Source organism: Streptomyces sp. GL_148 (assembly GCF_057834205.1).
This window is the reverse complement of record NZ_CM174396.1, coordinates 4,026,994-4,039,229: the sequence shown is the minus strand read 5'-3', so window position 1 is coordinate 4,039,229 and position 12,236 is coordinate 4,026,994. Positions and strand designations below refer to the sequence as shown.

General features: G+C 74.2%; 8 protein-coding genes. 3 read left to right on the top strand and 5 right to left on the bottom strand.

Annotated elements, in window-relative coordinates; genetic code table 11:
* The first annotated feature begins 40 nt into the window (after positions 1-40).
* Positions 41-1,039, top strand: coding sequence for an ArsR/SmtB family transcription factor (locus tag AC3IYI_RS18475; RefSeq protein WP_489411224.1), 999 nt, complete (start codon positions 41-43; stop codon positions 1,037-1,039).
* Positions 1,040-1,060: 21 nt separating this feature from the next.
* Here AC3IYI_RS18475 and AC3IYI_RS18470 read toward each other — a convergent pair whose 3' ends face one another.
* Positions 1,061-2,140, bottom strand: coding sequence for a hypothetical protein (locus AC3IYI_RS18470; RefSeq protein ID WP_489411223.1), 1,080 nt, complete (start codon positions 2,138-2,140; stop codon positions 1,061-1,063).
* A gap of 54 nt (positions 2,141-2,194) precedes the next feature.
* Positions 2,195-5,335: a sacsin N-terminal ATP-binding-like domain-containing protein gene (locus AC3IYI_RS18465; RefSeq protein WP_489411222.1), complete on the bottom strand. Its 3,141-nt coding sequence runs from the start codon at positions 5,333-5,335 to the stop codon at positions 2,195-2,197.
* Positions 5,336-5,502: 167 nt separating this feature from the next.
* On the opposite strand from AC3IYI_RS18465, the gene AC3IYI_RS18460 reads away from it, so the two are divergent.
* Positions 5,503-6,087, top strand: coding sequence for a TerD family protein (locus AC3IYI_RS18460; RefSeq protein ID WP_489411221.1), 585 nt, complete (start codon positions 5,503-5,505; stop codon positions 6,085-6,087).
* A gap of 20 nt (positions 6,088-6,107) precedes the next feature.
* On the opposite strand, the gene AC3IYI_RS18455 is transcribed toward AC3IYI_RS18460, so the two are convergent.
* The 3 genes from AC3IYI_RS18455 to serC form a co-directional block, all read right to left on the bottom strand.
* Entirely contained in the window at positions 6,108-6,752 is a 645-nt protein-coding gene (locus tag AC3IYI_RS18455; protein ID WP_489411220.1) for a class F sortase, read from the bottom strand.
* Complete coding sequence (locus AC3IYI_RS18450) at positions 6,745-7,548, bottom strand: hypothetical protein (protein WP_489411219.1); 804 nt, start codon at positions 7,546-7,548, stop codon at positions 6,745-6,747. Before AC3IYI_RS18450 ends, AC3IYI_RS18455 begins: the two co-directional genes overlap by 8 nt.
* 383 nt (positions 7,549-7,931) lie before the next feature.
* Positions 7,932-9,050, bottom strand: coding sequence for a phosphoserine transaminase (gene serC / locus AC3IYI_RS18445; RefSeq protein WP_489411218.1), 1,119 nt, complete (start codon positions 9,048-9,050; stop codon positions 7,932-7,934).
* Positions 9,051-9,118: 68 nt separating this feature from the next.
* Between serC and AC3IYI_RS18440 the strand changes: the two genes are divergently transcribed.
* On the top strand, positions 9,119-12,229 hold the full coding sequence (locus tag AC3IYI_RS18440; protein WP_489411217.1) for an FAD-binding and (Fe-S)-binding domain-containing protein: 3,111 nt from the start codon (positions 9,119-9,121) through the stop codon (positions 12,227-12,229).
* Positions 12,230-12,236: the final 7 nt, after the last annotated feature.

The window sequence follows — 12,236 nt, the reverse complement described above, 5'->3', positions numbered from 1 at the left end:
GGGCCGAATCCAACGCACGGCGACGGGGGTGCGCAGGGCCATGGAATACGAACTGAGCTTCTCCGCGGCCGACCTGGCGCAGACCCGCTTCGCGGTGTCTCCGATGTGGGAGGTCGTCACCAGCTTCCGGCTGCTGAACACCGAGACCGATCCGCCGCTGCACCGCCGCTGGGCCGCGCAGGTGCGGCCCCGGCTGCGGACCGCGGGCCTGGACCGGGGCTGGCTCGCCGCGCTGATCCCGGGCGCCGGCTACCTCGCGGACTTCCTCAACCCCACCCCGGCCGGCCCCTTCCCGGAGCTGGCCGCAGAGCTGGCGGCCATCCGCGGTAGCAGCCCGGAGAACGTGCGCTTCGACCTGGACACGATCGCGGGCAAGTCCCGAGGCGCAGGTGCCCGCCCGGCGGCGCGCCTGAGGCTGCTCCACGAGGACCCCGAAGCCGTACTGGAGAAGGTCACCGACGAGATCCAGACCTACTGGGAACTCGCGCTCGCGCCCTACTGGCCCCGGATCCGCCAGCTCCTCGAAGCCGACGTGTTCCACCGGGCCCGGCAGGTCGCCGAGCACGGCTCCGCCCATGTCCTCAACGAGCTCCACGACACCGTCAGTTGGGACGCCGGAACCCTGCGCATGGTCCGCCGGGCCTGCGCGCTGACCCGCGACCAGACCGGCGCCGGACTGCTGCTGGTGCCCTCCGCCTTCGCCTGGCCCCGGCTCCTGACCCGCTCGGTGGCCCCCGAACCGCTCCAACTGGCCTACCCGGCCCGGGGGATCGGCGCCCTGTGGGAGCCCCGCGCGACCAAGGCCACCGACGCGGTGGCCGCCGTACTGGGCCGCTCGCGCACCCTGCTGCTCGCCGAACTGGACACCCCGGCCTCCACCACCCAACTGGCCCGGCACAGCGGCCTGTCCGCCGCCGCGGTCTCCCAGCACCTCACGGCCCTGCGCGACGCGGGCCTGGTCACCGGCCACCGCGCCGGCCGCTCGGTCCTGTACGCCCGGACGGCCATCGCGGACGCCCTGCTCACGCCGGCGGGGTGACGTGCGGGCCGCCCGGCGGGATCACCGGAAGGTGTCGTACGTCGTGAACGCGGCGAGGGCCAGCATCGCGAACGTGCAGGCGTAGGCGGCGGTGTACCTCACCACCACGGGGAAGAGGGAACCCGGGACCTTCGAGCGGTAGGGGCGCAGGGCGTCGTAGACGACGTGGAGGGTCGGCGTCGTGTGCTTGCGGGTGTGGTGCGTGTACGTGACGCCGTCCGTGGCGGTGAACTCGTACCAGGGGTACGGGGTTCCCTGCGGGTCGATGGCGCGGACGGCCTCGACCGTGATGCCGCGCCGGGCCAGGGCCACCCGCACGGACGTGGTGAAGACCCCGGCGGTGAGGGCGGCCAGGCCGAGGAAGACCGGTATCCCGATGACGGCCACATTCACGGCGACGAACGCTCCGCGGGTGACGCCGGCCCAGATCGTGTAGCCGAGGTAGGCGAGCACGATGGCGGCGGTCCGGCCGTGTGCCCTCCAGGTGAGCCGGATCGGCTCCCCGCCGGGGATGGACTCGGTGGTGACCGATGCGCTGCCGGCCGGGTCCCGCTCCGCGGGCAGGGCGTCGTTGACGGCGGTGGCGAAGGCCGCGGTGGCGGCCGGCTTCCCGCCCGGGAGCTGGTGGACGGCGCCGTCGGTCAGTTCGACCTGGAGGAGCCCCTCGCCCTCGACGCGTGCCTCTCGGACGGCGGCGAGCGGGATGTCGGTGTTCCGTGCGCCCCGGACGATGAGCAGCCGGTCGGTGCCGAGCGAGGCCCTCGCGTCGTCCCCGCGCCAGAGCGGTTCCTCCCCCTCGGATGTCGACCCGGTGGTGACCAGTGCGCTGCCGGCCGGGTCCCGGTCCTCGGGAAGGGCGCGGTTGAGGGCGGCGGCGAAGGCCGCGGTGGCGGTCGGATTGCCGCCGCTCACCCGGTGGGTGGCGCCGTCGGTCAGTACGATCTCGACGAGCAACTCATCCCCCGCGCGGGCCGTTTGCACGGCCGCGAGGGGGATGAGCGTGTACTGCGGGCCCTGATGGATCCGCAGGTGGCCGGCTTTGAGCGTGGCCGACGTACCGCGGCCGCCGCCGCGCCCGATCAGGACATGGGAAGAGGACATGCCCCTATGATCCCCGGCGCGCCCGGATGGTTGTAGGGGCGCGGTGGGGACGGCTCAGTCGAACCAGCGGTCCCGGGCCAACTCCGCCGTCCGTGACGGGTCCTCCAGCAGGGCCGCCACCTCGAAGCGGCGCGGCCACTGGCCCGCCGCCCAGGCCAGGGCCGCGGCGACGCCTTCCACGGTGGAGGCGTGCAGGGTGCCGTCCGGGGTGCGGCGCCAGTCGAGCTCGGTGCCGCCCGCATGGAGTTCCTCGTGCTCCACGTAGCTCTTCGGGGTGGCCGGGCCCAGGAGCTGGTGCACGGACTCGGGGACCTCGTGCTCCTCGCCCTCCGTGGTCACCTCCGCCGGCACCGTCTCCGAGAGCCGCCGGACCTGGAACAGCTCCGCCAGGTCGGCGGCCCGGGACGGGGCCACGGGCAGCAGCGGGAGCCCGGCCGTCAGGGGCAGCAGGTCGGGGGCGTCCGCGATCAGCGCCTCGGCCGCGTCCACCACGACCACCTCGCCGTCCACGACCGCGCGCAGCTCGTCGGGCAGGGTGACCTGTTCGGGGTCCAGCTCGGCCAGCGCCCCGTACAGGCCGTGGAGTTGGCGTCCGCCGACCTCCCGGTCCGGGTCGGCGAGGCGGCCCAGCAGCTCGGCGGCTCCGCCCGGCTCCTCCAGCAGGGCGGGCACGGTGGTGCGTACGCCCAGGGCCCGCAGCACCTGTTCGTCCTCGAAGCCGGTGGCGTCCGCCGGGGTGTAGAGACCCGCCAGCAGCGGGTCGCCGCCCGCCGAGCGCAGGCCGGCCGGGCGGCGGCCGTCCAGGACCGGGTGGTCGCGCAGCCACCACGCGGTGTACGAGCGCACGGAGCGGGTGGTGCCGTCCGGGAGCAGGACCCGCACGGGCTGGGTCAGGGCGTCGCGGTAGGGAGGCTGGGCCAGCATGGCCAGGGCCTGGGGCCAGCAGTCGTCGTCGACCAGGTCGAGGTCCCGTACGGCGACCAGCTCGGTGGCGACCGGCGGCACGGGGGTGTCGGGGAGCTGGTCCAGGAGGTCCTCGCACCACACGTCGACGGCGTCGAGCAGACCGGCGTCGTCGGGCTCGGCGAAGTCCCCGTCGCGGGGCTCCAGTTCGTCGGGGTCCAGGACCACGTCGGTGGCGCGGACCAGCTGGAAGGCGGCGAGGACGCCCACGGCGGTGAGGGTCCGCTCGTCCCAGCGTTCCACCAGCTCGGCGTCCACGTACGGGATCTCGTCCTCGCGGACCACGGAGGCCAGCGGGGAGCCGGGCAGCAGGAGCTCGCCGGCCGGGGTCGGTTCGCCGTCCTCGTCGGGCAGGGCGAGCGCGCCCAGCCACGGTTCGTCGCCGGGGCAGAGCTCGGCGTCCCGGACCAGGCCGAGGACGATGTCGGCCAGTTCCTCGGGGTCGAGGGCGTCCTCGTCCCAGATCTCCCCGGCGTCCAGCGAGGCCGCGACGGCCGCCCGCACCTGCGGGGTGGTCAGGACGGCGCGCGGGCTCGCCGGGAGCGCGCCGAGCTTCTCCAGCAGCGGGTGCACCGCGTCGGGGTGGGCCACCTTCAGGCCGAGCCGGGCCAGGCCCTCCGGGCTGCCCGACCGCGGGGCGTCCGCGCCGGGCAGCAGCAGGTGCCGGGGCCCGATCGCGGTGCGGCCGTCGGCCAGCGGCACGGGGAGGCCGGAGAGCCGGTCGGGGTCGACCCCGGCGAGGCTGTCGTAGAGGCGGTACCACCACTCCGGGGTCCGCTCGATGCCCGCGATCCGCTCGATGGCCTCGCCGAGCGGCAGCCGGCCGACGCCCAGGGTGCGCAGTTCGGGGCGGCGTTCCAGCCCGGCCGGGAGCAGGGTCGGCAGGACCTCCGCCAGGACCCGTACGGTGTCGGCGCCCGCACCCTCCACCACCTCGGCCTCGAAGGGGCGCAGGGCGGCCCGCTCCTCAGGGTCCTCGGCGGGGGCGGCGGGCGCGAGGAAGGCCGTACGGGGCAGGCGCGCGATGACGGCGGCGCGCAGGGCCCCGTCGAGCTCGCCCTTGCCGAGCGGGCCGGGTACGAGGTCCACGAGCGCGGTGCTCACCGGGTCCCAGGAGCCGAGCAGTTCGGCGTACGCGTCGGCCGCGCGCTCCACGAGGAAGTCGGTCAGCGGCCCCGGCGCGGGGTGCCGGCGGGTGGTGTCCAGCGGCAGGGTCGCGATGAGCAGCGCGGGGATGCCGAGGGGTTCGTCGGTCGGGGTCGGCGCGTGCACCACGGCGGCGGTCGCGGGGCGGACCGGGGCGCCTTCGGCGTCGACGGGCACGGACCAGGACACCGCCCAGACGGGCCGCAGCCGTTCCTCGACGGGCCGGTCGGCGAGCAGCGCCTTCTCGATGGGGCCGGAGTGGCGGACGGTGCGCCAGCGCTTGGTGTCCGAGGCGGAGTCGGCGATGACGGTGTACGGGCCTTCGGTGCGGCGGGTCAGCGTCCGCACGCCCCCGGTGGGGGTGTCCACGACGACCTCGGCGAGCCCCGGCAGCGTCAGCAGCAGGGCGTCGTCGACGGCGGCGAGCAGCCGCCCGGCCAGCTCCTCGGCGGCGGCGTCGCGCAGCGGGAGGACCACGACGGTGTCGTAGCCCTCGGGCGCGGTGCCCTCGGCGGGCAGCGGGAGGCGCAGCAGCGGGACGTGGCCGTCGCGGCGGCGAAGTTCCTCGCCCAGCCCGGAGCTTCCGACGGCAGCGCCGCGGGCCAGCTCCCGGGCCTCGGCCAGGGACCAGCGGACCCCGCCGTGCCGGCCGAGGACGGCGGGCTCGTCGGAGACGGCCAGGACGGCGGCGAAGCCGACGCCGAAGCGGCCGACGCTCCCGGAGGAGTCGTCGCGCTTGGCGGAGGCGCGCAGCGTGGACAGGGACTCCACGCCGGTGGCGTCCAGCGGGGAGCCGGTGTTGGAGACGGCGAGCAGCGCGTGCCCGTCGGGCTGGTGGGTGCCCGCGTGCAGGGTGAGCCGCAGCCGGCCGGGGACCCCGGCGCGGGCGGCCGCGTCGGCGGCGTTCTGCGCGAGCTCGACGACGAGCCGGTCGCGGTAGCCGCCGAGCGCGAGGTCCTCCTCGGCGTTGGCGTCCTCGCGGAAGCGGGCCGGGCCGGCGCCCCAGGCGTCGAGCACCCCGCGCCGCAGCCGGGCCGTGCCGAAGGGGTCCACGCCGTCCTGGGCCGCCGTCACTCGCACGCTCACGCTGCTGCCTCCAAGCTGTACTGCGCTGTACTGCGCTGTACGGCATCCGGGAAACGCCGGATGCCGAGGCCCTGAAGGTATCGCGTGCGTCGAGCGGCTCCGCAAACGAACCGGCTTCGGGCAGACTTCAGGAGTCGGTATCGCACTGCTATTTGTGAGGATTGCGCATGATCACGCTCACCAAGGAAGACGGCCCCGCGGACCTGGGTGGCGTAACCCACCTGTCCATCGGGGTCTCGTGGGACCCCACCGTGGGCAGCAGCGGCGGCCTGATGGGCAAGTTCAAGCGGAAGATGGGGACCGACCTGGACCTGATCGCGATCGCGATGCAGGGCGCGGACCCGGTCCGCCTGGCGGGCCTCGACTCCCTGGACCCCATGGGCAACGGCTCGCTGCTGCACAGCGGGGACAACCAGACCGGCCACGGCGACGGCGACGACGAGACGGTGACCGTCGAGTTCGCCCGGATACCGGGCAACGTCACGTCCATCGTCTTCGTCGCCGCCGCGTACAAGAAGGGCAGTTCCTTCCAGAGCGCCCGCAACATCAGCTTCAAGGTCTACGACGGCACGGGCGGCAGCACACAGCAGGTCGCCGACATCTGGCCGAGCCTGCTCGGGAGCGACAACGGCTGCGCCGTGGCCAAGGCGGTCCGGGACGGGTCGGGCTGGAAGCTCCACGTCATCAACGAGACCGGCAAGATCAAGGCGGGCGACGAGCAGGCCCTCATGCGCTTCGCCGTGGCGAAGTAGTCACCCGTTGGGCCGAGGGGCTATTCCTGTCCGACGAGGTGCGCGAACACCACGACGTTGGCGTCCCAGTGGCGGTCCTCGGTGAGGTTGCCGCCGCAGGTGATGACGCGGAGCTCGGCCTTGCCGTGGGTGTCGCCGTAGACCTTGTCGGTCGGGAACCGGTCCTTCTTGAACGTGTCGACCGTGTCCACGGCGAAGACGGCGGTGGAGCCGTCGTCGCGGTGGACCTCGATCTTCTCGTCCTTCTTCAGCTTCTTGAGGTTGTAGAAGACGGCCTCGGGCGCCCGGGGGGTGTCCATGTGGCCGACGATGGCGGCCGCGCCCTTCTCCCCGGGGGTCGGGCCCTCCTTGTACCAGGCCGCGTCCTTGGGCTTCGCGAAGTCGGGCTCCTGCATGGCGCCCTGGGCGTCGAGTCCGACGGAGTCGAGCGGGGCGTCGACCTTGATGTCCGGGATCACGATGCGGTCCGGGACGGAGGCCCCCAGCACCGAGGCGGCCTTGGCGTCGGCCGGGTCGTTCTCGGCCGCGCCGCCGGCGGCGTCACCGCCGGAGGAGCAGGAAGAGATCAGCAGGACCGTGAGCGCCGAGGCGCCCGCCAGGGCGGCCACGCGCAGTGCGCGGCCGCTCCGGCGGGGGGCACGTTCGGGGGTGGACTGCTCAGCCATGGTTCGCGGCGTCCGAGGGGACCCAGCCGAGCGGGGCCTGGCCGGTGTTCACGGAACCCTTGGGGGTCTTGTGGTGGCTCGGGTCGACCGGGGTCGGCTTCGGCTTCGGGTTCGGCTTCGGGTTGACCGGGCCGGTGGCGTCGGTGGAGAACTTGACGGTGTCGAACTTCTTGCCGCCCGCGTAGGCCCCGACGCCGTAGTAGCCGGACTTGACGTCCTTGGCGACGACGGCGGTGCCGGTCCAGACGCCCTTGCCGTTGCTCTTCAGGTTGACCTGGCCGCCGAAGGCGTCGGACGTGACGAACGCGCTCTTCTCGTTCACCGAGGTCTTGATGGTGACCTGGATCTTGTCGCCCGGCTTGCCGTTGTCCTTGGACAGGCTGACGGTGGACTCGGTCGGCTTCGGGGCGTCGGCCTTGACCGTGAGCTGCGCGGTGGCCTGGAGCTTCTTGCCGTCGGGGCCCGTGCCGGTGAGGGAGATGCCGTAGTTGCCGGCGGGGACCTGGGCGACGGTGGCCGTGGCGCCGCGGCCGTCGGTCATCTTGACGTCGTTCAGGGCCTTGGAGGAGAGGGACAGGTTCGTCGAACCGTCCGGGACCTCCATCGAGAGCTGGACGGAGTCGCCGGCCTTGGCCGAGGAGACCGAGACCTTCAGGGCCACCGGGGCGGCGGTCTTGCCGGCGCCGGGGCTGCTCGACGCCGTCGGGGCGGAGTCGGCGGCGAACGCGACGGCGGGGGCGGCCAGGGCCATAGACGAGGCGAGGGCGATCGCCGAGAAGGTAAGTGCCTTGCGCATGGGGTTCCTCCTGAACGGGCCGGGGTTCGTTCCCGGCACACCAGACATGAGGGACATCCTGGGGTGGTTGGTTGCGCCCCTCCGGGGGGCCGGGAGGGGCCCCTGCCGAAGGTCCCGCGGCATAAAACCGCAGGCGGCGACGGGGGCGTGGATCTTCCGTTTGCGGGCTCTTTGCCCCGATTTTTGGGACCAAGGTCCCGGGGTTCGGGGGCGGGTGGCGGGCCTCGGTCTTCAGGGCTCGTTCAGGGCTCGTTCAGGACCGGCTCAGGGCCTCTTCAGCGAGGACGCGGACGACGCGAAGCCCCCGGTGACGAGGTGTCACCGGGGGCTTCGGAGCGTGTCGGACGGGAGGGGACCTCAGCGGACCGGGTCGGACCTGTGGGTCAGAGGGCTTCGATGACGTAGTCCACGCACGCGGTGAGCGCCTGCACGTCCGCCGGGTCGATCGCCGGGAACATCGCGATACGGAGCTGGTTGCGACCGAGCTTGCGGTACGGCTCGGTGTCCACGATGCCGTTGGCGCGCAGCACCTTGGCGACCGCGGCCGCGTCGATGTCGTCCGAGAAGTCGATCGTGCCGATGACGGCCGAGCGCTTCGCGGAGTCCGCGACGAAGGGGCTGGCGTACTTCGACGCCTCGGCCCAGCCGTACAGGTGGGCCGCGCTGGCCGACGTACGGCCGGTCGTGAACTCCAGACCGCCCTGGCTGTTCATCCACTCCAGCTGCTGGTCCAGCAGGAAGAGGGTGGAGAGCGCCGGGGTGTTGTACGTCTGGTTCTTCAGCGAGTTGTCGATCGCCGTCGGCAGCGAGAAGAACTCCGGGATGTGCCGGCCGGAGGCGTGCACGCGGGCCGCGCGCTCCAGGGCCGCCGGGGAGAACGCCGCCAGCCACAGGCCGCCGTCGGAGGCGAAGGACTTCTGCGGGGCGAAGTAGTAGACGTCGGTCTCGGTGATGTCCACCGGCAGACCGCCGGCGCCCGAGGTCGCGTCCACCAGGACGAGTGAACCCTCGTCGGCGCCCGCGACGCGCTTGATCGGCGCCGCGACACCCGTCGAGGTCTCGTTGTGGGTGTACGCGTACACGTCCACGCCCGCCTCGGCCACCGGGTCCGGGTGGGTGCCCGGGTCGGAGGAGATCACCGACGGAGCGTCCAGCCACGGCGCGGACTTCGCGGCGCTGGCGAACTTGGAGGAGAACTCACCGAAGGTGAGGTGCTGCGACTTCCGCTCGATGAGACCGGCGGTCGCGATGTCCCAGAAGGCGGTGGAGCCGCCGTTGCCCAGGATCACCTCGTAGCCCTCGGGGAGGGAGAAGAGGTCCCGGAGGCCCTGGCGAACCGATCCGACCAGGTTCTTGACCGGAGCCTGGCGGTGGGAGGTTCCGAGCAGGGAGGTACCGGTGGCGGCGAGGGCGTCCAGCGCCTCGGTCCGCACCTTGGAGGGGCCCGCGCCGAAGCGTCCGTCGGCGGGCTTGATGTCAGCGGGAATCTGGATCTCGGCCACAAGCGGAGCGTATCCGGTCCGGGTCCACGCCTTGGAGCCGCGTCCACCCGATGAGATGACGCGGGCGGATGCGAGCCGGTGGGATTCGGGCGGGAGGCGGTGGGAGGCTGTCAGCCGTGACGTCACCCGGTGAACTCGAACGGACCCTGCGGAAGAACCTGCGCGGAGAGGTGGACTTCGGCGCCGCCGCCCGGGCCCTGACGACGATGGACGCCTCGAACTACCGCCGCGTCCCGGTCGGCGTGGTCTCCCCCCGCGACGCCGAGGACGTGGCCGCCGCGCTCGCGGTGTGCGCGGGGGCCGGGGTCCCCGTCGTCCCGCGCGGCGGCGGCACCTCCATCGCGGGTCAGGCGACGGGCGTCGGCGTCGTCCTGGACCTCACCCGCCACATGAACGCCCTGGTCTCCCTGGACCCGGCCGCCCGCACCGCAGTGGTCCAGCCCGGCCTGGTCCTCGACCGGCTGCGGGACGCCGCCCGCCCGCACGGGCTGACCTTCGGGCCGGACCCCTCCACGCACTCCCGGTGCACGCTCGGCGGCATGATCGGCAACAACGCCTGCGGGGCCCACTCCGTGGCCTGGGGAACCACCGCCGACAACGTCGCCGAGCTGGCGGTGACGGCGTACGGGGGCTCCTCCTACCGGCTCGGCACGGGCTGGACGGGCGCGCCGGACGGGCTGCGGGAGCTGGTGTCGCAGAACCTGGCCGTCCTGCGCACCGGCATGGCGGGAGGCCCGGCCGACGGCTTCTCGCGGCGGATCTCCGGCTACGGAGGCCTGGACGCGCTGCTCCCCGAGCGGGGCACCGAGGTGGCCCGGGCGTTCTGCGGGAGCGAGGGCACCCTCGGGGTGGTCACCGAGGCCCTGGTACGGCTCGTGGAACTGCCGGCCGCCCCGGCGCTGGCCGTCCTCGGGTACGCCGACGAGAGCGCGGCGGCGCAGGCCGCGGCGGGGCTGCTGCCCTACGAACCGCTGACCGTGGAAGGGATGGCCGCCGACCTGGTCGGCGCGGCCGCGGCCGCCGGGCTCCCGCGGGGCGGGGCGTGGCTGTTCGTGGAGATGCGCGACGAGGGAGCGGCGCGGGCCCTGCTGCGAGCCTCCGACGCCGTGGACAGCCTGCTGCTCACCGACCCGGCGGCGCAGCGGGCCCTGTGGCGGATCCGCGAGGACGCGGCGGGCACGGCCACCCGGATGCCCGACGGGACCATGGCCTGGCCGGGCTGGGAGGACTGCGCGGTACCGCCCGCCCGGCTCGGCGCCTACCTGCGGGAATTCCGGGCCCTGCTGGCGGAGCACGGGCTGCGCGGATCCCCGTACGGCCACTTCGGCGAGGGCTGCGTGCACGTGCGGATCGACTTCGACCTGGTGACGCCGCCGGGCGTGGCCCGCTTCCGGGGCTTCTCCTCGGACCTCGCCGACCTGGTGGTCGCGCACGGGGGCTCCCTGTCCGGGGAGCACGGGGACGGGCAGGCGCGGGCGGAGCTGCTGCCCCGGATGTACGGGCCTTCGGTGATCGGCCTCTTCGAGTCCTACCAGCGGGTCTGGGACCCGGCGGGCGGCATGAACCCCGGGATCCTGGTCCGCCCGGCCCGCCTCGACGAGAACCTCCGCTTCGCGGTGCTGCCGCCCTCGCCGTTCGCGGGGGAGGTGGCGCGGTGCGTCGGCGTCGCGAAATGCCGCTCGACGGACGTCGGCGGGCCGGGGGTGATGTGCCCGTCGTACCGGGCCACGGGGGAGGAACGCCACTCCACGCGGGGGCGGGCCCGGCTGCTGCACGAGATGCTGGCCGGGGAGATCGTCACCGACGGCTGGCGCTCGGCGGAGGTTGCCGAGGCGCTGGATCTCTGCCTCGGCTGCAAGGGCTGCCGCAGCGACTGCCCGGTGGGGGTCGACATGGCCTCCTACAAGGCGGAGTTCCTCCACCGCCACTGGGCGGGCCGACTGCGCCCGCTCTCCCACTACGCCCTGGGCGGGCTGCCGGCTTGGCTCCGCCTGATCGCCGCCCTGCGCCTGGCGCGGCCCCTCAACCTCCTGTCCCGCTTCCTGCGCCTCCCGGGCCTGGAGCGCTCCCGCCCCTTGCCGCGCCTGGCCCGAACCCCCTTCACCCGCGCGTGGCGCGCCGCGGCCCGCTCCGCGGGGCGAAGTCCCCTACCCGCCCTTCCACCGTTCCCCGGGGCTGCGCCCCGGACCCCCTGGGGCTCCGCCCCAGACCCCGCGCCTCAAACGCCGGCGGGGCTGGATGCGGCCGGCGCCGGCGAAAATTCAGCCCCTCCGGCGTTTGAGGAGCGGGGGTCCGGGGGCTGGCCCCCGGGAGCGGCGCCGCACCCGGCGAAGGGTCCGGGCGGAGCCCGGCTGGGGGTCCCCCCGGACGGAGTCTGGGGGATGGGGGAAGGGCGGGTAGGGGACGGCCGCCCGCAGGGCACGCCCGGGACCGTCGTGACGGTGTGGCCGGACACGTTCACGGAGTACCTCGCGCCCGAGGCCGGCCACGCCGCAGTCCGGGTCCTGCGTGCCGCCGGCCTGGAGCCCGTGGTGCAGCCGGGCCGCGTCTGCTGTGGGCTGACCTACATCTCCACCGGCCGCCTGGACGCCGCCCGCAGGGTCCTGCGCCACACCCTGGACGCGCTGGACGCCGCAGGCGCCCCGCAGGGTCCCGTCACCGTCCTCGAACCGAGCTGCGCGGCAGCGCTCCGCACCGATCTGCCCGCCCTCCTCCCGGAGGACCCCCGCGCACCCCGTCTCGCAGCGGCCGTCCGAACCTTCGCCGAGACCCTGGAGGAGTACGCCCCGCACTGGCAGCCGCCCCGCCTCGACCGGCCGGTCGCCGGCCAGACCCACTGCCACCAGCACGCCGTCCTCGGCGACGCCGCCGACCGCCGGCTGCGCGAGCGCGCCGGGCTGACGGGGGAGCTCAGCGGCGGCTGCTGCGGCCTCGCGGGCAACTTCGGCTTCGAGCCCGGACACCACGAGGTCTCCGTGGCCTGCGCCGAGGAACAGCTCCTGCCGTCGCTGCGGGCAGCCGCGCCGGGTACGGAGGTGCTGGCGGACGGGTTCTCCTGCCGGACCCAGATCGCGCAGCTGGCCGGCGGCCGGGCCCGCCACCTGGCGGAGGTCCTGGCTGAGGGCTTGCCGGAGGGACTGCCGGAAGGCCTGCCGGAACCGGACGTACACCGGATGTAAGGCAAAA

Coding starts and splice junctions, on each gene's coding strand:
- AC3IYI_RS18475 (WP_489411224.1), top strand. CDS start 41: ATGGAATACGAACTGAGCTTCTCCGCGGCCGACCTGGCGCAGACCCGC.
- AC3IYI_RS18470 (WP_489411223.1), bottom strand. CDS start 2,140: ATGTCCTCTTCCCATGTCCTGATCGGGCGCGGCGGCGGCCGCGGTACG.
- AC3IYI_RS18460 (WP_489411221.1), top strand. CDS start 5,503: ATGATCACGCTCACCAAGGAAGACGGCCCCGCGGACCTGGGTGGCGTA.
- AC3IYI_RS18455 (WP_489411220.1), bottom strand. CDS start 6,752: ATGGCTGAGCAGTCCACCCCCGAACGTGCCCCCCGCCGGAGCGGCCGC.
- AC3IYI_RS18450 (WP_489411219.1), bottom strand. CDS start 7,548: ATGCGCAAGGCACTTACCTTCTCGGCGATCGCCCTCGCCTCGTCTATG.
- AC3IYI_RS18440 (WP_489411217.1), top strand. CDS start 9,119: ATGCGAGCCGGTGGGATTCGGGCGGGAGGCGGTGGGAGGCTGTCAGCC.